At 73.2% G+C, this 19,147-nt stretch carries 16 protein-coding genes; 7 read left to right on the top strand and 9 right to left on the bottom strand.

Features of this window, described 5'->3' with window-relative positions:
• Window positions 1-42: 42 nt before the first annotated feature.
• Together AW27_RS22575 and AW27_RS22580 are read left to right on the top strand one after the other, a co-directional pair.
• Window positions 43-1,338, top strand: coding sequence for a ferredoxin reductase family protein (locus AW27_RS22575; protein WP_037923900.1), 1,296 nt, complete (start codon window positions 43-45; stop codon window positions 1,336-1,338).
• A 485-nt stretch (window positions 1,339-1,823) separates the two neighbouring features.
• Window positions 1,824-2,600: a sulfite exporter TauE/SafE family protein gene (locus AW27_RS22580; RefSeq protein WP_037923904.1), complete on the top strand. Its 777-nt coding sequence runs from the start codon at window positions 1,824-1,826 to the stop codon at window positions 2,598-2,600.
• A gap of 14 nt (window positions 2,601-2,614) precedes the next feature.
• Here the strand turns inward: AW27_RS22580 and AW27_RS22585 are convergent, their stop codons facing one another.
• Window positions 2,615-3,244: a class F sortase gene (locus AW27_RS22585; RefSeq protein ID WP_037923906.1), complete on the bottom strand. Its 630-nt coding sequence runs from the start codon at window positions 3,242-3,244 to the stop codon at window positions 2,615-2,617.
• Window positions 3,245-3,373: 129 nt separating this feature from the next.
• Window positions 3,374-3,916 carry a hypothetical protein gene (locus tag AW27_RS22590; protein ID WP_063890611.1) on the bottom strand — a complete coding sequence of 181 codons (543 nt, stop codon included), beginning with the start codon at window positions 3,914-3,916 and terminating at the stop codon, window positions 3,374-3,376.
• Between the two features lie 321 nt (window positions 3,917-4,237).
• Here AW27_RS22590 and AW27_RS22595 point away from each other — a divergent pair, with 321 nt between their 5' ends.
• Window positions 4,238-4,732 (top strand): gamma-glutamylcyclotransferase family protein, encoded by a 495-nt coding sequence (locus AW27_RS22595; protein ID WP_052030879.1) that lies wholly within the window; start codon window positions 4,238-4,240, stop codon window positions 4,730-4,732.
• Between the two features lie 106 nt (window positions 4,733-4,838).
• Here AW27_RS22595 and dnaG read toward each other — a convergent pair whose 3' ends face one another.
• The 4 genes from dnaG to AW27_RS22615 form a co-directional block, all read right to left on the bottom strand.
• Window positions 4,839-6,764: a DNA primase gene (gene dnaG, locus AW27_RS22600; RefSeq protein WP_037923909.1), complete on the bottom strand. Its 1,926-nt coding sequence runs from the start codon at window positions 6,762-6,764 to the stop codon at window positions 4,839-4,841.
• 34 nt (window positions 6,765-6,798) lie between these two features.
• Complete coding sequence (locus tag AW27_RS22605; RefSeq protein WP_037923910.1) at window positions 6,799-8,073, bottom strand: NAD(P)/FAD-dependent oxidoreductase; 1,275 nt, start codon at window positions 8,071-8,073, stop codon at window positions 6,799-6,801.
• A gap of 93 nt (window positions 8,074-8,166) precedes the next feature.
• Window positions 8,167-9,492, bottom strand: a complete 1,326-nt coding sequence (locus AW27_RS22610) for a deoxyguanosinetriphosphate triphosphohydrolase (RefSeq protein ID WP_037923912.1) — start codon at window positions 9,490-9,492, stop codon at window positions 8,167-8,169.
• A 37-nt stretch (window positions 9,493-9,529) separates the two neighbouring features.
• Entirely contained in the window at window positions 9,530-10,249 is a 720-nt protein-coding gene (locus AW27_RS22615; RefSeq protein ID WP_078556672.1) for a sirohydrochlorin chelatase, read from the bottom strand.
• A 459-nt stretch (window positions 10,250-10,708) separates the two neighbouring features.
• Between AW27_RS22615 and AW27_RS22620 the strand changes: the two genes are divergently transcribed.
• The 3 genes from AW27_RS22620 to AW27_RS22630 all read left to right on the top strand — a co-directional run bounded on the left by AW27_RS22620 (window position 10,709) and on the right by AW27_RS22630 (window position 13,742).
• The gene (locus AW27_RS22620) at window positions 10,709-11,323 is read left to right on the top strand and encodes a SanA/YdcF family protein (RefSeq protein WP_236647722.1); all 615 of its coding nucleotides are present in this window, start codon (window positions 10,709-10,711) and stop codon (window positions 11,321-11,323) included.
• 74 nt (window positions 11,324-11,397) lie between these two features.
• Window positions 11,398-11,592: a hypothetical protein gene (locus AW27_RS22625; protein ID WP_037923914.1), complete on the top strand. Its 195-nt coding sequence runs from the start codon at window positions 11,398-11,400 to the stop codon at window positions 11,590-11,592.
• Between the two features lie 68 nt (window positions 11,593-11,660).
• Window positions 11,661-13,742 (top strand): molybdopterin oxidoreductase family protein, encoded by a 2,082-nt coding sequence (locus AW27_RS22630; RefSeq protein ID WP_037923916.1) that lies wholly within the window; start codon window positions 11,661-11,663, stop codon window positions 13,740-13,742.
• Window positions 13,743-13,871: 129 nt separating this feature from the next.
• Here the strand turns inward: AW27_RS22630 and AW27_RS22635 are convergent, their stop codons facing one another.
• Window positions 13,872-14,096 carry a hypothetical protein gene (locus AW27_RS22635; protein WP_157840270.1) on the bottom strand — a complete coding sequence of 75 codons (225 nt, stop codon included), beginning with the start codon at window positions 14,094-14,096 and terminating at the stop codon, window positions 13,872-13,874.
• A 151-nt stretch (window positions 14,097-14,247) separates the two neighbouring features.
• On the opposite strand from AW27_RS22635, the gene AW27_RS22640 reads away from it, so the two are divergent.
• A complete protein-coding gene (locus AW27_RS22640; RefSeq protein WP_037923922.1) occupies window positions 14,248-15,306 on the top strand; it encodes an RNA polymerase sigma factor in 1,059 nt (352 codons plus the stop codon).
• An 89-nt stretch (window positions 15,307-15,395) separates the two neighbouring features.
• Here AW27_RS22640 and AW27_RS22645 read toward each other — a convergent pair whose 3' ends face one another.
• Together AW27_RS22645 and AW27_RS22650 are read right to left on the bottom strand one after the other, a co-directional pair.
• The gene (locus AW27_RS22645; protein ID WP_037923925.1) at window positions 15,396-17,318 is read right to left on the bottom strand and encodes an ABC transporter ATP-binding protein; all 1,923 of its coding nucleotides are present in this window, start codon (window positions 17,316-17,318) and stop codon (window positions 15,396-15,398) included.
• Complete coding sequence (locus AW27_RS22650) at window positions 17,315-19,048, bottom strand: ABC transporter ATP-binding protein (RefSeq protein ID WP_037923928.1); 1,734 nt, start codon at window positions 19,046-19,048, stop codon at window positions 17,315-17,317. The genes AW27_RS22645 and AW27_RS22650 overlap by 4 nt, the downstream gene beginning before the upstream one ends.
• Between the last annotated feature and the right edge of the window lie 99 nt (window positions 19,049-19,147).

Below are 19,147 nucleotides of genomic sequence, written 5' to 3' on the forward strand. Positions count from 1 at the left end.
AAGGCCCTCGCAGCCGCTCCCGGCGCCCTTAGCGTGACCTGCATGCGAGATGCTGCGGTGCTGGTCAGGGGCGGAATCCTGGGTGGGGCGGGGGTGGTGTTCCTGCTCTGGGCGGTGCAGGTCCGGCCCTCGGCGCGGCCCGACGCGCTCTTCGCCACCGCTGCGCACCTCACCGGTCTGCTCGCCGGATACGGGGTGCTGGTGCTGCTGTTCCTGATGGCCCGGGTGCCCGCGGTCGAACACGGGGTCGGTGCCGACCTGCTCGCTCGCTGGCACGCCCTGGGGGGCCGTCACGTCCTGCTCCTCTGCTTCGGACACGGACTCTTCGCCCTGCTCGGGTACGCCGTGCACACGGGCGCGGACTTGGTCCGTGCCGTCCGGGAACTGCTCGGCTACCCCGCCATAGCCGCCGCGGCGGCCGGGAGCGTCCTGCTGGCCGCGGTCGGCGCGACCTCCGCCCGGGCCGTACGCCGCCGGATGCCGTACGAAACCTGGCGTGGGGTGCACCTGCTCGTATACCTCGCCGCCGCCCTCGGCTTCGGGCACCAGCTCGCCGGGCCGGATCTCGTGGCCGCGGCCTGGTTCTGGGCGCTCGCCCACAGCCTCGTCGCCGTGCTGCTGATCTGGTATCGCGCCGTGGTCCCCGTGCGGCAGGCCCTGCGGCACGCGCTGCGGGTCGCGGAGGTCCGCTCCGAGGGGCCGGGGGTCGTCTCGGTTGTCGTCCGGGGCGAGCGCCTGGCGGAACTGCGTGCGGAGCCGGGCCAGTTCCTGCGCTGGCGGTTCCTGCAGCGGGGGCTGTGGCCGACCGCGCTGCCGTTCTCCCTGTCCGCGCCGGTGCGCGGGGACACGCTGAGGATCACCGTCAAGGGCCTTGGCGGCCACTCCCGCCGGATCCGCCGGCTGCGCCCCGGTACGCGGGTCCTCGCCACCGGGCCGTTCGGCGCGCTGACCGCGGCCCGGCGGACCCGGCCCCAGGTGGTGCTGATCGCGGGCGGGGTCGGGATCACCCCGATGCGGGCGCTGTTCGAGACGCTGCCGGGCGGTCCCGGGGACATCACCCTGCTCTACCGGGCCGGCGCCGAGGAGCACCTGGTGCTGCGCGCGGAGCTGGAGGCCATCGCGGCCGAGCGGCAGGCCGGGCTGCACTACCTGCTCGGGCCGTCGGGCGGGGCCTACGACCCGCTGGCCCCGCAGGCACTGGCCGCACTGGTGCCCGACCTGGCCGAGCACGACGTCTACCTGTGCGGGCCGCCGGGGATGACGGAGACGACCCGGGCCGCACTGCTGCGGGCCGGAGTGCCGCCCGGGCGGATCCATTCGGAGTGCTTCAGCTTGTGAGCCGGGCGGGTGCGTTCCGCCCGCTCCGCCCGCTCCGCCCGCTCCGCCCCGACCTGCGCCGGTGTCGTTCCCCGCCGCCCTGCGCGTCCTGCCGTTCCCGCTGCCCGCCGCGTCCCGCCGTTCCTCATGTCCTGCCGTTCCCCGCGTCCCCGAGGAGTTGCCGCCCCATGCGCCACCCGCTGCACATCGCCTTGCCCGTGCCCGTCGGAGGTACGGCTCCCGCGCCCGCCGCGCGGCACCGCAAACCACGCAGACCCTCACCGGTGGGGACCGCGCTGGCCGCCCTGGCCCGGGTACCCCCGGCGGGGCGGCTCGCGGCCGGGCTGGGGGTGGCCGGTGTGCTGGCCGCCAGCGTGCTCACGGCGGTCGTGGACCCGGCCGCTCCGGTGGCCCCGGACCGGGTCCCGGCCGGGCGAAGCTCAACCTTTGCGCAAGTTTCGGGGAATTGAATGGTCGTTGCACTGACAGCTCCATAGGGTCGGTTCGTGCCTGACATATCAACGACCATGATCATCGTGCTGTGCGTGGCCGCCGCGGCGGCCGGCTGGATCGACGCAGTGGTGGGCGGCGGTGGCCTGCTGCTTCTGCCCGCGCTCCTGCTGGGCCTGCCCAACGCTCACCCCGCCACCGTCCTCGGCACCAACAAAGCCGTGGCCATCGTCGGTACCGCCGGCGCGGCCGTGACGTACGTCCGCAAGGCCCCGGTGGACGTGAAGCTCGCCGTCCGCATCGGCCTGGCGGCGCTCGCCGGATCGATGGGCGGCGCCGCACTCGCCGGCGGCATCAGCAAGGACGCGCTACGCCCGATGATCATGGCGGTGCTGGTGATCGTCGCCGGGTTCGTGCTCTTCCGGCCCGGCTTCGGCACCGCCCCCTCCACCGCGCCCGTCAGCCGTGCCCGGGTGCTGCTCGCCATCGCGCTCGCCGGCCTCGGCATCGGCTTCTACGACGGCCTCATCGGCCCGGGCACCGGCACCTTCCTGGTGCTCGCGCTCACGGCCCTGCTCCACCTCGACCTGGTCGCCGCCTCCGCCACCGCGAAGATCGTCAACTGCTGCACCAACGCGGGCGCGCTCGCGATGTTCGCCTACCAGGGCATGGTGCTGTGGCAGCTCGCCGCACTGATGGCGGTGTTCAACCTGGCCGGCGGCATGATCGGGGCGCGCATGGCGCTCAAGAAGGGCAGCGGCTTCGTCCGCGGGGTGCTGCTGACCGTGGTCGGCGCGCTGGTGGTCAAGCTCGGCCTGGAGCAGTGGGGCTGACCGGCCCGAGCCGGTCAGTACGTCCCGGTGAGATGGGCGAAGACGACCACGTTGCCGCGGTAGCCCGTTCGCGGTGAGAAGCCGCCGCCGCAGGTGATCACCCGCAGCTCGGCGCGGGACGAAGGACCGTACACGCGGGTGTCCGGAAAGGCCTTGGCGTCGTGGACCTCGACCGCGTGCACCGTGAACACCGCCGTCCGTCCGTCCGCCCGCGGAATCTCGATCGCCGCGCCGCGGCGCAGCGCTCCCAGGTGGTAGAAGACCCCCGGCCCGGCGTCGTCGTCCACGTGCCCGGCGATCACCGCGGTGCCGGTGGCGCCCGGGGTGGTGCCCTCGCGGTACCAGCCGGCGAGGTCCCGCCGGTCGGGCGGGGGTACTTCGAGGTGGCCGGCCCGGTCCAGCCCGAGCCCGACCAGCGGGGCGTCCACCCGGATGGAGGGGATCCTGATCCGCCCGGGCGGAGAGCCGGGCAGCGGGGCGATGCCGGGGCCGATGGTCCCGGCGGCGGTCAGGGCCTCGGCGGGGGAGGGCAGCGGTGGCCCCACCGGTTCCCGGGAGCCGCTGGTCACGAGCCAGATGCCGATGAAGGCGGCGAGTGCGACGAGTCCCCCGTGGCGGGCGGTCGGGCGGAAGTCGCCGGCCATGCGCACCCCCTCCGCCTTCCGTCCGAGGTGACTGGCCGTCGCCCGGCCCCGCGAACGGGGGGACCTCGCGGGGCGGGCGACGGGGGGCGGTACCGGTCGGACCGCGGCCGCAGCCGCGGTGGGCGTCCGTCAGCTCCGCGTGCCGCTCGCCCGGCGACGCAGAAGCCAGGTACCGCCGACGGCGGTCGCGGCCAGTACGGCCGCTCCCGCCGCGATCTTGGCGGGGTCGGTGGTGGTGGTCGTGCCACCGCCCACCCCGGAGTTGACGTGCCCCTGCGGGCCGCGCTCGGTGACCACCAGGGCGCCGTTCGCGAACTTGCCGTTCGCGCAGGTCGCGCCGATGTCGTAGGTGCCGGGCCGGGTGCCGCGGGCCACCTGGAACTGCCCCACGACCACCTCCTTGTGGGTGCCCGGGACCAGCTTGAACCGTCCGCCGCCGACCGTGGTGGCATCGCCGTCGGCGTGGCTGCCCGGACCGCAGGCGGTGGTGTTCACGGTGACGGTGGCACCGGGGGCGGCGGTCTTCGGCCAGACCTCCAGCACCGCGAAGTCCCCGGGCGCGAAGCCCACCATGCCCAGGTCCGCGGCGGCGACCGCGCCGGCGACCGGGCCGCTGAACGCGGCGGCGGTCAGCGCGGTCGCGGTCAGCACGTGTGCGGTACGTCGGCGCATGGGACTCTCCCTGGAGACACGGGGTCGTGCATCAGAGGAAACCCGCCTCGCGCGCCACACGCCTGCTGATGTCCCGTCAGGTACGGGCCGCCGTGCCCTGCCGTCGCTCGTCCTCGCAGGTCACGGTGAGCGTGCGGCCATCCGGGCCACCCGCTCCGTCCGGGTGACCGGATGCCCCGGACGGCCGTCGGGCGCACGGCCCGTCCACGGGCACCGGGCGGTGGCCTTCCAGGGATCCGCACGTACGGTGGTGGGGCGCAGCGTGGCATGGACCTCCGGACCGTACACGCAGCGGTGCGCCGGATCCGAGGGAGGGGCTCCATGACATCGGTCGAGCGGTCGCGGGAGGCGGCCACCGGGGCGCTCCCGTTCTTCGTGTACGGGACCCTGCGCCCCGGCGAGGTCAACCACGGCCTGTTCCTGCGCGGCCGCACGGCCTCCGAGGAGTCGGCCGTCCTGCCGGACGCGGCCCTCTACGACGGCCCGGGCTATCCGTACGCGGTCCACCGGCCGGGCACCGCCGTGGTCGGGGAGCTGATCACGGCAGAGCCCGGCAGGTACCGGGAAGTGCTGGCCGAACTGGACCGGCTGGAGGAGTACGAGGGCCCCGGGCGGCCGGGGAACGTCTACGACCGGTTCGCCCGCCGGGCCCTGCTCTCCGACGGCACCGCGGTGCGCGCCTGGGTCTACCTGGCGTCCCCGCTGATCGCCCGCGAGCTGCTGGCCCGGGGGACGGAGATACCCGGGGGAGACTGGTTCGACCGTTCCGCCACGCGGTCCGGACACGGCCCGGACACCGGCCGGGACAGGCCCTGATGCGGTGGCCCTTCACCGCCCTGCCACCGGCCGGGACGCCGTCCACCCGCCTCCGCCACCCGGTGAGCGGCGTGGGCCGAAACCGCGCCGGGGCCTGCTCAGCGCACTAGAGTCCCTCGGCGCCGCGGTTGCGCAGGCGCTGCCCGTACTGCTGGAGCACCCACAGCTCCTCCTGGACCGCCGCCAGCTGTTCCGGCGGCGCCTGCGCGCCGAGCCGTGACAGCGTGCCCTGGACCTCGTGGACCCGCCGGTCGACCGCGCGCAGCCGGACCTGGACCAGCTGGACCCCCGCGTAGACCTCGTCGACCGTCTTCGCGTGGATCGCCTCCACCGCCAGCTCGGTCACGAGGGCACGCACCGTGTCGTTCGGGGCGGCCTCGCGCACCCGGGCCACGTAGCCGTCGTCGGCGTCGGCGGCACCTCCCGCTTCCTGGATGGCCTGGCGTACGGCGGCGTAGGGCGGGGCGGTGAACTCGTCGATCCCGTAGGCGTCGAAGGCCGGGGACACCAGGGCAGGCCGCTGGAGGGCCAGCTTCAGCAGCTCGCGCTCGGTGCGGTGGGCGGGGCTGCGCAGGTTCAGCGCGGGCCCGGCGGCCGGCGGTGCGGCGGGCGCGGGAACGTCCTCGCGGGCTTGGCGGCCCCGCTGCTGGCTTCCGCCCGGCCGGCCTCCCTGAGGTCCGCCGCCCTGGCCGCGCTCACGTGCCCACCGGGCGAGCTGCGCGACCCGCTTGACCACGAACTGTTCGTCGCGGATGCCCAGCATGCCGGCCAGCTGGACCGCCGACTCGTGCTGGATGGCGATGTTCTTGATGTTGGCGACGACGGGGGCCGCCTCGTCCAGCGCGGCCGCCCGTCCCGCCGGGTTCTCCAGGTTGTGCCGGGAGACGATGTGCCGCAGCGCGAACTCGAACAGCGGGGTGCGTGCCTCCACCAGGCCGACGACGGCCGCGTCACCCTGCGCGAGGCGCAGGTCGCAGGGGTCCATGCCGCCGGGGGCGATGGTGATCGAGGTCTCGGCCGCGAACTTCTGGTCGTCCTCGAAGGCCCGCAGGGCCGCCTTCTGCCCGGCCGCGTCACCGTCGAACGTGAAGATCACCTCGGCTGTGGCGTTGTCCATCAGCAGACGGCGGAGGATCTTGATGTGGTCCCCGCCGAAGGCGGTGCCACAGGTCGCGATGGCGGTGGTGACGCCGGCCAGGTGGCAGGCCATCACGTCCGTGTAGCCCTCGACCACCACGGCCCGGGAGGTCTTGGCGATCTCCTTCTTGGCCAGGTCGACGCCGTACAGCACCTGGGACTTGCGGTAGATCGCGGTCTCGGGGGTGTTCAGGTACTTCGGCCCGTTGTCATCGTCGCGCAGCTTGCGCGCGCCGAAGCCGACCACCTCGCCGCTGGTGTCGCGGATCGGCCACATCAGCCGGCCGCGGAAGCGGTCGATCGGCTTGCCGCTGCGGCTGTCCTGGGCGAGCCCGGAGGTGATCAGCTCCTTGTCGGTGAAGCCCTTGCCGCGCAGGAAGCGGGTCAGGTGGTCCCATCCGGCCGGGCTGTAGCCGACGCCGAAGTGAGCGGCGGCGGCCTGGTCGAAGCCGCGCTCGGCCAGGAACGTGCGGCCGATCGCGGCCTCGGGGCCGTCCAGCTGGTCGACGTAGAACCGGGCGGCTTCCCGGTGCGCCTCGACCAGCCGGATGCGCTCGCCGCGGCCGCTGGTGCCGGCGGTGTAGCCGCCCTCCTCGTAGCGCAGGGTGATTCCGGCCAGGCCGGCCAGGCGCTCGACCGCCTCGGAGAAGGAGAGATGGTCGATCTTCATGACGAAGTCGAGGGTGTCCCCGCCCGCCTGGCAGCCGAAGCAGTGGTAGAGGCCCTTGCTGGGGCTCACCTGGAAGGAGGGGGACTTCTCGTCGTGGAAGGGGCACAGGCCCTTGAGGTTGCCCCCGCCCGCGTTGCGCAGCTGGAGGTAGTCGGAGACCACGGCGTCGATCGGGACCGCGTCCCGTACCGCCTTCACGTCGTCGTCATTGATCCGTCCTGCCACCCGTGAAGTCTACGGCCGGGCGCGGGCAAACCCGTCAGGCCCCCGCGGCCGGGACCAGCGACTCAAGCGGAACCGACGGATCCGACAGAGCTTCGCGGTCAACGGGCGCCTTTGCCCTGATCAGGGCCTGGATGTGCTCGGTGACGTCCCACACGTTCACGTTCATCCCGGCGAGGACCCGACCCTCTGACAGCCAGAAGGCGATGAACTCCCGCTTGCCGACGTCGCCGCGGATCAGCACCTGGTCGTAGCCGCCGGGCGGGGCGTAGCCCGAGTACTCCAGGCCCACGTCGTACTGGTCCGAGAAGAAGTACGGCACCCGGTCGTAGGCGACGTCGTGCCCCAGCATCGCCCGGGCCGCGGCCGGGCCGCCGTTCAGCGCGTTCGCCCAGTGCTCGACCCGCAGCCGGGTCCCGAGCACCGGGTGGTGGGCGGCCGCGACGTCACCGACCGCGTGGATGTCCGGGTCGGAGGTGCGCAGGGCGGCGTCCACGGCGATCCCGCCGCCGTGCTCCCGGTCGACCAGGGCCAGCCCCGAGGTCTCGGCGAGGGCCGTCCGCGGCGCCGCCCCGATCGCGGCGAGCACGGCGTGCGCGGGATGTTCCTCGCCGTCGTCGGTCCGGGCGGCCAGCACCATGCCGTCCTGCCCGATGATCTCGGTCAGCCGGGCACCGAAGTGGAAGCGCACGCCGTGCTCGGCGTGCAGGTCGCCGAAGAGCCGGCCGACCTCGGGGCCGAGTACGGCGTGCAGCGCGGTGGCCTCCGGTTCGACGACGGTCACCTCGGCGCCGTACCCGCGGGCCGCGGCGGCGACCTCCAGGCCGATCCACCCGGCGCCCGCGATCAGCAGGTGTCCGTTGTCCCGGCCGAGGCCCGCCAGGACGTGGCGCAGCCGCTCGGCGTGCGCGAGCCGGCGCAGGTGGTGCACGCCGGCCAGCCCGGTTCCCGGGATCTCCAGCCGGCGCGGCTCGGCGCCGGTGGCCAGCAGCAGCTTGTCGTAGTGCACGACCGTGCCGTCCCCGAGGACCACCTTCTTGGCCTCCCGGTCGAGGTGCACGGCGGGCTGGCCGAGGTGCAGCTCGATGTCGGAGGCCGCGTACCAGGACGGCTCGTGGACGAAGACGCTCTCCCGCTCCTCCTTGCCCGTCAGGTAGCCCTTGGACAGCGGGGGGCGCTCGTACGGGTGGTCGCGCTCGTCGCCGATCAGGATCACCCGCCCCGTGAACCCCTCGGACCTCAGCGTCTCGGCCGCCTTGGCCCCGGCCAGCCCCGCGCCGACGATGACGAACGTCCTGTGTGCGTCGACCACCTGATGCCTCCTCATAACCTCTGCGCCACATGCGGCCACATGCGAGCGTCCCGCACCGAGCCTGCCCCGTGAAGGGGGAATGGCTCGATCGGCTCACCCTTCGGCGCGTCGGGCCCGCCGGGTGAGACGTGCGTGCAGGGAACGCGCGGAAGCGTCGGTGAGGCACGCGATCTGATCGATGACCGCCCGCTTCCTGGCCTTGTCGTCCGCGGCGCCGTCGAAGATGGCCCGGAACTGCGGGTCCAGGCCCTCGGGCGCGCGGACGCTGAGCGCCTCGGCCAGTTCGGCCAGGACGATGCGCTGGTCGGCGCGGATCCGCTCCTGCTCGTCACGCTGCATGACGTACAGGTCGGCGACCGCTTTGAGGACCGCGCACTCGTGGCGCGCCTCGCGCGGGACCACCAGCTCGGCGCCGTACCGGGTGAGGCGGCCCGAGCCGTACGCCTCCCGGGTGGCCCCTTCGGCAGCCAGGCAGAAACGGCCGATCAGCTGGCTCGTGGCGTCCTTCAGGCGGGCCTGGGCGACGGCGGACCCGTCGTACCCGTGCGGCCACCACTCCTGCTCCATCAGCCGGTCGAGGGCGGACCGCAACTCGTCGGGGGAGGTGTCGGCGGGCACATACCGGCCGATGGCGACCTGCCAGATGGCTGCCCGCTCGGGCTCGGCGAAGAGGAGGTTCGGATCGAGGTGTCCGGCGTGCAGGCCGTCCTCGAAGTCGTGGACGGAGTAGGCGACGTCGTCCGCCCAGTCCATCACCTGGGCCTCGAAGCACTTGCGGTCGGCCGGTGCGCCGCGGCGCAGCCACTCGAAGACCGGCAGGTCGTCCTCGTACGCCCCGAACTTGACCGAGCCGGGGTCCGTCGGATGCCCGCCCCGGGCCCACGGGTACTTGGTGGCGGCGTCCAGGCAGGCCCGGGTGAGGTTGAGGCCCACGCTGACCGGCCGCCCGGTCGCCGGGTCGGGCACGAACCGCTTGGGTTCCAGCCGTGTCAGCAGACGAAGCGACTGGGCGTTGCCCTCGAAGCCGCCGCAGTCCTTGGCGAACTCGTTGAGCGCCTCCTCGCCGTTGTGGCCGAAGGGCGGGTGCCCCATGTCGTGCGAGAGGCAGGCGGCCTCGACGAGGTCGGGGTCGCAGCCGAGCGCAGCGCCGAGCTCCCGTCCGACCTGGGCGCACTCCAGGGAGTGCGTGAGCCGGGTCCGCGGGCTGGCGTCCCAGTCGTAGGAGCGGCTGCCGGGCGTGACCACCTGGGTCTTCCCGGCGAGGCGGCGCAGCGCGGCGGAGTGCAGCACGCGCGCGCGGTCGCGCTGGAAGGCGGTGCGGCCGGGGCGTTTGTCGGGTTCGGCGGCCCAGCGCTCGGTGTCGGCCGGGGCGTAGGGGGAGTAGAGGTCGTCTGCGGGGGCGTGCGCGGTGCCTTCCATGACAAGACGGTAACCGCAACGACTGACGAACCGTCGATCACGCGGAGACGAGATCCGGCCGGGGGAGCGCGGCGGGACGGGCCAGGGCCTCGTCGTAGCGGCGCAGCAACAGCCGGGCCAGGGCCGGATGGTCGCCCAGCGGGGCCGCTGCGGGACCGGGCGAGGCCGCGGCGGTCTGGGCGGCGAACCGGCCGGGAGCGGCGAAGTACGAGGCCACGGCCGTGCGGTGGTGGCCGCGGGCGGCGAGTGCCCGGACGGCCTCGGAGGTGGTGGGCGCGGCGGCCGAGGCGTAGGCGGGCACCACCGGGACGCCGAGGCGGCCGGCGAGCAGGGTGGCGGTGCGGCGGGTGTCGGCCGCCGAGTCGGGATCGCGGGAACCGGCGGCGGCGAGCACCACGGCGGTGCCGGGGGCCCAGCCGGCCTCCACGAGTCGTTCGTACAGGGCCTCGACGAGCAGCGGGTGCGGGCCCAGCGGGGCGGCGACGCGGGTGTGCAGGTGGGTGGCCCGGGCGGCGGCCGCGGGGAGGTCGTGCTTGACGTGGTGCCCCCGGCCGAGCAGCAGCGGGACGAGCACGGCAGCGCCGGACGTCCCGCGCAGGGTGTCGTCGAGCAGCGGGGCGTTCAGCTCGATGTGGCCGAGCCTGACGTCGAGCCGCGGGCGGAGCTCGCGGACCCGGTCGAGGAGGGCGAGGGTGGTGTGCAGGGCGCGTGGGTCGCGGCTGCCGTGGGCCACGGCGACGAGGGAGGGCTGCTGCATGGGCGGTCTCCGAGGGGGCGGGTGCGGGGCGGTCGCAGTCCGCTGAGCTGCGTGCCGAGCTGGGTGGTGATCCGGGTCAGCAGCTCGGCCGCGCTGCCGAACGGGAGGGAGGGGAGGAAGGGGCTGTCGGAAGGGTGCACCGGCTCCGTCATGAACCGATCCTGCGGGCTGCACGTTGCCGGTGCGTTGCGCCGGGGTGACGGGTCTTTGCAGGGTGCTCACTTCGGTCGTTCGTACGGGTGAAACGGGGCGGTCGCGGAACTCCGGGCCGGGCGACGATCGTCAGTGTGTGCGAACGGTGCGTGCGGGCGGTGTGCGGGAGGGGCGGTCATGGACATCAGGAGCCGGGCGAGGGCGAGGGCGGGCGCCGTGGTGCGCGCGGTGGCGGACGGGCGGCCGGGACGGCGGCCGCGGTGGCTGCGCGGACTCCCGGGCCGGCGGCTGGCGGTGCAGGCCGTCATGGCGGGCTGCGTGCTGGCGCTGCTCCCGTCGGCATGGACGCACGCATCGGCGGCCGACCGGCTGCGGACGACGGCCGACGCGCCCGCCGCCGACGTGGCGGTGGTGTTCGGAGCCGGCCTGTGGCGGGGGCGGCCCACCCCCTATCTCGCCGACCGGCTCGACGCGGCCGCCGAGCTGTACCGCACGGGCAAGGCCAGGGTGGTGCTGGTCACCGGGGACAACAGCCGCGAGGAGTACGACGAGCCCGACGCCATGCGCAGGTACCTGACCGAGCACGGGGTCCCGGACACCCGGATCGTCAGCGACTACGCCGGCTTCGACACCTGGGACTCCTGCGTGCGGGCCAAGGAGATCTTCGGGGTCGAGCGGGCCGTGCTGGTCACCCAGGGCTTCCACATACGCCGGGCCGTCGCGCTGTGTCAGGCGGCGGGTCTGGATGCGTACGGCGTCGGGGTGGCCGACGTGCACGACGCCACCTGGTACTACGGCCAGACGCGGGAGCTCTTCGCTTCGGGCAAGGCGGCGCTCGACGCGGTCCTCAAGCCCTCCCCGCGCTTCCTGGGCCCGAAGGAGGAGGGGGTGTCGCGCGCTCTGGCGGCTCCGGCGGACTGACGCGCCGCCGGACATGCCGAACGGCCGTATGCCGGATCGGCCGATGCTGCGTCAGGGGGCGGGATACGGCGTCAGTGGATCTGAGCGGCAAGGCGGTCGTCATCACCGGCGGAGCGCGCGGGCCGGGCGCCGCGGCGGCGCGGTCCGTCGTGGACGGCGGCGGCCGGGTGCTGATCACCGACGTGCTGGAGGCGGAGGGAGCCGAGGCCGCCGGCCCGCGGTGCGCCCGGGGCGGGCGGTTCCTCACCGGGGCGGGCGGGCGGCGCTGAGCCACCCGTACGGGAGGTGTAACCGGGGGCGGCTGCCCGTGTAACACCGCTGACGCACGCTGGACCGTATGCACCCCCCGGGAACCGCCGCCGCCACCGCCACGCACTGCCCCTACTGCGCCCTGCAGTGCGGGATGAACCTGCGCCCCGAGCCGGGCGGCGGGGGCGTGGCAGTGGAGGAGCGGGCCGACTTCCCGGTGAACCGGGGCGCGCTGTGCGGCAAGGGCCGCACTGCCCCCGCCGTGCTCTCCTCCCGGGTGCGCCTGACCGAGCCGCTCGTCCGCACCCACGCAGGGCGGCTCGAACCCGCTACCTGGGAGGAGGCCCTCGACGTCGTCGCCGCGGGCCTGACCCGCACGGCCCGCACGCACGGCCCGGACGCCGTCGGTGTCTTCGGCGGCGGCGGGCTCACCAACGAGAAGGCGTACGCGCTCGGCAAGTTCGCCCGCGTCGCCCTGCGCACCTCGCAGATCGACTACAACGGCCGCTTCTGCATGTCCTCGGCCGCTGCCGCGCACCAGAAGGCCTTCGGGCTCGACCGGGGCCTGCCCTTCCCGCTGGAGGACGTGCCCCGCACCGGCTGCGTGATCCTCGTCGGCTCGAACCTGGCCGAGACCATGCCGCCCGCCCTGCGCTACCTCACCGAGCTCAAGGCCAACGGCGGCACCCTCGTCGTCATCGACCCCCGCCGCACCCGCACCGCCGCGCAAGCCGACCTGCACCTGGCCCCCCGCCCCGGAACCGACCTCGCCCTCGCCCTCGGCCTCCTGCACCTCGTCGTCGCCGACGGCCGCACCGACGAGGAGTTCATCGCCGCCCGCACCACCGGCTGGGAGGAGGCCCGGGCCGCCGCCATGGCCCACTGGCCCGAGCTGGTGGAACGCATCACCGGCGTCCCGGTCCCGGCGCTGCGCGAGGCGGTCGCCCTCTTCTGCGCCCCGGACTCCGCGATGGTGCTGACCGCCCGCGGCCCCGAGCAGCAGTCCAAGGGCACCGACACCGTCGGCGCCTGGATCAACCTGTGTCTGGCCACCGGTCGCGCCGGACGTCCCCTCTCCGGCTACGGCTGCCTCACCGGCCAGGGCAACGGCCAGGGCGGCCGCGAGCACGGCCAGAAGGCCGACCAGCTCCCCGGCTACCGCAAACTCACCGACCCGGCCGCACGGGCCCACGTCGCCGGGGTCTGGGGCGTCGACCCCGACAGCCTCCCCGGACCCGGCCGCAGCGCCTACGAACTCCTCGACGCCCTCGGCTCCGAGGTGAAGTCCCTCCTGCTGATGGGCTCCAACCCGGTGGTCTCGGCTCCGCGCGCCGCCCACGTGGAGGACCGGATCCGCTCGCTGGACTTCCTCGCCGTGGCCGACGTCGTCCTCTCCGAGACCGCCGCCCTCGCGGACGTCGTCCTCCCCGTCACCCAGTGGGCGGAGGAGACCGGCACCACCACCAACCTGGAAGGCCGCGTCCTGCTGCGCCGCCGCGCCCTCACCCCGCCGCCGGGCGTCCGCAGCGACCTGGAGGTCCTGCACGGGCTCGCCGCCCGCCTCGGCATCGAGAAGGGCTTCCCCACCGCCCCCGAGGAAGTCTTCGACGAACTGCGCCGCGCCTCGGCCGGCGGCCCGGCGGACTACTCGGGCATCACCTACGACCGCATCCAGGCCGAGCAGGGCGTCTTCTGGCCCTGCCCCGACGGCTCGACCGGTACCGAGCGCCTCTTCCTGGACGGCTTCGCCACCGAGGACGGCCGGGCCCGGTTCGTCCCGGTCGCCCACCGCGCCGCCGCCGAGATTCCCGACGCCGACTACCCGCTGCTGCTCACGACCGGCCGCGTGGTCGCCCAGTACCAGTCCGGCGCCCAGACCCGCCGGGTGGACGAGCTCAACGACGCCGCCCCCGGCCCCTTCGTGGAGCTCCACCCCCGCCTCGCGGCCCGGCTCGGCGCGGTCGACGGCAGCCTCCTCGCCGTCACCTCACGCCGCGGCCGCGCGGTGGCCCCGGCCCGCATCACGGACGCCATCCGCGCGGACACGGTCTTCATGCCCTTCCACTGGCCGGGCGAGGGCCGCGCCAACACCCTGACCAACCCGGCCCTCGACCCCACTTCCCGCATGCCCGAGTTCAAGGTCTGCGCGGTCCGCGTCGAACCGGCCTAGCGCTGTGACCGGAAGGGTCCACCGCCTCACGGCCCGAGCCGGGCTTCGTCCACCGACGGTCGCTGTCGTAGAGCACGAACTTCCGCTGCCCCGTTGACACTTCGTACCCGGCCGAGTCGAGCTCCCGGATCAGCGCGTCGACGTCCGCACCCGCACCGGCCGTTCGTGGCCCGTGCGGTCCGGCAGGGTCGGCACCGGCCGCGACACCGCCCGCCCCCGGGCCGGCCGGACATGCGTCACCTCCCACTTCCGCGCGGCGGCCCAGGTGTCGAGCCGCGCCAGCTCCGCCGCGTCCGCGCAGCGCACCGTCACGTGGGTTTCGTACGCGCGCATGGAGCCGATCATCTCGGACATGTGTCCGATCCGCATCGGGGTTCCCGGCCGGGGGTAACCATCGGTCACGCACCGGACTCAGAAAGTGCTCGCACGCCCCTCGTGGCAGCCATGTGTCTTACCCCACACTGAATGCGGTGCCCCCGTCCTCGGAGCCCTGGAGGTCGCCCCCGTGCAGACCCGGACCCTGACCGTGAACGCGAGCGAGTCCTCGGAGGCCGAAGCCGTGGACGAAGAGCCCGAGGTACTGGAGCTGATCGAGCCGGCGCCGGTGCCGGTACAGCGCAGCCGGGACGGCGACGGGGGCGGGGGTGGGGCGGGACCTTCCGCAGACCTCTTCCGGCAGTACCTGCGCGAGATAGGCAGGATCCCGCTGCTCACCGCCGCCGAGGAGGTGGACCTGGCGCGGCGCGTCGAAGCCGGACTGTTCGCCGAGGAGAAGCTCGGCAGCACCCCCGACCTCGACTCCCAACTCGCCGTCGACCTCGACCGGCTCGTCGTCATGGGGCGCATGGCCAAACGCCGCCTCATCGAGTCGAACCTGAGGCTGGTCGTCTCCGTAGCCAAGCGGTACGTGGGCCGCGGGCTCACCATGCTCGACCTGGTCCAGGAGGGGAACCTCGGGCTGATCCGGGCCGTCGAGAAGTTCGACTACGCCCGCGGGTACAAGTTCTCGACCTATGCGACCTGGTGGATCCGGCAGGCGATGTCCCGGGCCCTCGCCGACCAGGCCCGGACCATCCGGGTCCCCGTCCACGTCGTCGAGCTGATCAACCGCGTCGTCCGCGTCCAGCGCCGCATGCTCCAGGAACGCGGCTACGAGCCCACCGCCGAAGAGGTCGCCGTCCACCTGGAGCTGACCCCGGAGCGGGTCCTGGAAGTACTGCGCCTCGCCCAGGAGCCCGTCTCCCTGCACGCACCCGTTGGCGAGGAGGAGGACGTCGCGCTCGGCGATCTCATCGAGGACGGGGACGCCGCCTCCCCCGTGGAGTCGGCCGCCTTCTTCCTGCTGCGCGAACACCTGGAGGCGGTCCTGTCGACCCTCGGCGAACGCGAGCGCAAGGTCGTGCAGTTGCGGTACGGGCTTGCCGACGGACGGCCGCGCACCCTGGAGGAGATCGGCCGGATCTTCGGCGTGACGCGCGAGCGGATCCGCCAGATCGAGTCCAAGACCCTCAACAAGCTGCGCGACCACGCCTTCGCCGACCAGCTCCGCGGCTACCTCGACTGAGCGGCCCCCGACCGGAGCGGACGCGCACGGCGCCCGCGGCCACGGCGGGGGGCGCCCCGGAGGACGCCCCCGGCCCGTCCGCGCCGCGGTCAGTCGACCTCGGCGACCGCCTGGGCGAACTGCGCCGCGTACAGGCGGGCGTAGGCACCGCCGGACGCCAGCAGCTCCTCGTGCGTGCCCTGCTCGACGATCGATCCGCTCTCCATCACCAGGATCAGGTCGGCGTCGCGGATGGTGGAGAGCCGGTGCGCGATCACGAAGGACGTACGGCCGTGCGCGAGCCGCGCCATCGCCTTCTGGATCAGTACTTCCGTACGGGTGTCCACCGAGCTCGTCGCCTCGTCGAGGACCAGGATCACCGGGTCCGACAGGAACGCCCGGGCGATGGTGATCAGCTGCTTCTCGCCCGCGCTGACCCCCGCACCCTCGTCGTCCAGCACCGTGTCGTAGCCGTCCGGCAGGGTCCGGATGAACCGGTCCGCGTGCGCCGCCCGCGCCGCCTCCTCGATCTCGGCGCGCGCGACCTGGCGCGAAGCGCCGTACGCGATGTTCTCCGCGATGGTGCCGCCGAACAGCCAGGTGTCCTGGAGCACCATGCCGATGCCCGCGCGCAGTTCCTCGCGGGTCATCTTGGCGATGTCCACCCCGTCCAGCGCGATCTCGCCGCCGGTGACCTCGTAGAACCGCATCAGCAGATTCACCAGGGTGGTCTTCCCGGCCCCCGTCGGGCCGACGATCGCGACCGTGTGACCCGGCTCCACCGCCAGCGAGAGGTTCTCGATCAGCGGCCGGTCCGGCTCGTAGCGGAAGGCCACCTTGTCGAAGGTGACCTGTCCGCGCAGCTCCTGCGGGCGTTCCGGCACGTCGGCGTCGCGCTCCTGCTCCGGGGCGTCCAGCAGCTCGTAGACCCGCTCCGCCGAGGCGACACCGGACTGCACGAGGTTCGCCATCGACGCGACCTGCGTGAGCGGCATCGAGAACTGCCGCGAGTACTGGATGAAGGCCTGCACGTCACCGATCGACAGGGTGCCGGAGGCGACCCGCAGCCCGCCGACCACCGCGATCAGCACGTAGTTGATGTTCGAGATGAAGAACATCACCGGCTGCATGATGCCGCTGACCAGCTGAGCCTTGAACGAGGCCCGGAACAGTGCGTCGTTCTGCTCGGCGAAGACCGCCGCGGACTCCTTCTGCCGACCGAAGACCTTGACCAGGTTGTGCCCCGAGTACATCTCCTCGATGTGGGCGTTGAGCGCACCGGTCGTCTTCCACTGTTCCACGAACTGCGGCTGCGACTTCTTGCCGATCTTCGCGGCGACGTACACCGAGACCGGTACGGTTCCCACGGCGACCAGCGCCAGCAGCGGCGAGATCCAGAACATCATCGCGAGCACACCGACGATGGTCAGCAGCGAGTTCAGCAGCTGCCCCATCGTCTGCTGCAGCGTCTGGCCGATGTTGTCGATGTCGTTGGTGGCCCGGCTCAGCACCTCGCCGCGCTTCTGCTGGTCGAAGTACGACAGCGGCAGCCGCGACAGCTTCGCCTGGAGCTCCTCGCGCAGCCGGTACAGGGTGCCGTTCATGACGTGGTTCGACAGCCGGGTCGCCACCAGCATCAGCAGCCCGGCCAGGGTGAAGACCACCAGAGCCCAGATCGCCACGACCCCGACGGCACCGAAGTCGATGCCCCGGCCCGGGGTGAAGTCGGTGCCGGAGAGCATGTCCGCCATGCCGCCGTCGCCCTGGGCGCGCATCCCGTCCAGCGCCTGCTGCTTGGTCAGGCCGGCCGGCATCTCCCGGCCGACGATCCCCGCGAAGACCAGGTCGGTCGCCTCGCCGAGGATCTTCGGTCCGACGACCGCGCAGGCGACGCTGCCGACAACGGCCAGGACCATGCCCCACAGCTTCGCCCGGTCCTGTGCGAGCTGGCCCAGCAGCCGTTTGCCCGATCCCTTGAAATCCAGGGACCGCTGGGCCGGCCCCATCATCATCCGTCCTCCGGGCCCGCTCATGCGGCCTCCGCCTCCGTCAGCTGGGAGAGCACGATCTCCCGGTAGGTCTCGTTGCCGGCCATCAGCTCGTGGTGGCGTCCCTCGCCCACGACCTGCCCCTCGTCCAGGACGATGATCCGGTCGGCGTCGCGGATCGTCGCGACCCGCTGGGCGACGATGACCACGGTCGCGTCCTCGGTCTCGCGGGCGAGCGCCGCGCGCAGCGCCGCGTCCGTCGCGTAGTCCAGGGCCGAGAAGGAGTCGTCGAAGAGGTAGATCTCCGGACGCTGTACGAGTGTGCGGGCGATGGCCAGGCGCTGGCGCTGGCCGCCGGAGACGTTGGTGCCGCCCTGGGCGACCGGGGCCTCGAGGCCGCCCTCCAGCGCCGTGACGAACTCCTTGGCCTGGGCCACTTCCAGGGCCTGCCACAGCTCCTCGTCGCTCGCGTCCGGGCGCCCGTAGCGCAGGTTGGAGGCGATGGTGCCGGAGAACAGGTAGGGCTTCTGCGGGACCATGCCGACCGTCTTCGCCAGGAGTTCGGGGTCGAGGCGGCGCACGTCCTCGCCGTCGACCAGCACCTCTCCGCCGGTCGCGTCGAACAGCCGCGGAACCAGGCCGAGCAGGGTGGACTTGCCGCTTCCGGTGGAGCCGATCACCGCCGTGGTCTCGCCGGGGCGGGCCACCAGGTCCACGCCGCGCAGGACCGGTGCCTCGGCGCCCGGGTAGCGGAAGTCGGCGCCGCGCAGCTCCAGGAGCCCGCTGCGGCCGAGTGCGCGCACCGGGTCGGCGGGTGGGACGACGCTGGACTCGGTGTCCAGCACCTCCTGGATGCGCTCGGCGCAGACCTCGGCGCGCGGCACCATCATGAACATGAAGGTGGCCATCATCACGGACATGACGATCTGCATCAGATAGGCGAGGAAGGCCGTCAGCTGGCCGATCTCCATGCCGCCGCTGTCGACGCGCATCGCACCGAACCAGATCACGGCGACGCTGGAGATGTTCACGACCACGATCACGGTCGGGAACATCAGGGCCAGCAGCTTGCCCGCGGCCAGGGAGACGCCGGTGAGGTCGGCGTTGGCCTCGCGGAAGCGGTCCTTCTCGTAGTCGTCGCGGACGAAGGCCCGGATCACCCGGTTGCCGGTGATCTGCTCGCGCAGCACCCGGTTCACGGTGTCCAGACGCTCCTGCATCCGGCGGAACAGCGGCCGCGTCCGGAAGACGATGGCACCGACCGAGATCCCGAGCACGGGCACCACGGCCAGCAGGACGCCCGACAGTTTCACGTCCAGCGAGAGCGCCATGGCGATGCCGCCGACGCACATGATCGGCGCCGAGACCATCAGGGTGAAGGTCATCAGGACCAGCATCTGGACCTGCTGCACGTCATTGGTCGTACGGGTGATCAGGGACGGGGCGCCGAACTGGCCGAGCTCCCGTGCGGAGAAGCTCTGCACCCGGTCGAAGACCGAGGCCCGGACGTCGCGGCCGACGGCCGCCGCCGTGCGGGCACCGTAGTAGACGGCTCCGACGTTGCAGACGAGCTGGACGAGCGAGACGCCGAGCATCAGCGCGCCGAAGCGCAGGATGTAGCCGGTGTCGCCGTTGACGACACCGTTGTCGATGATGTCGGCGTTCAGGGTGGGCAGGTAGAGGCTGGCACTGGTCTGCAGCAGTTGCAGCAGGACCAGCGCCGCGATGGGTTTCCGGTACGGACCCAGGTGGGTCCGCAGAAGTCGTATGAGCACGCGCAGGCTCCGGTCGGCACAGTCGAGGGGGTTCAACCCATCTTCGGCCAAACGGACCATCGAACCCCACCGGATTTCGCAAAGGCCGGTCAAAAGGAC

This window comes from Streptomyces sp. PCS3-D2, from assembly GCF_000612545.2.
Lineage (GTDB): Bacteria > Actinomycetota > Actinomycetes > Streptomycetales > Streptomycetaceae > Streptomyces.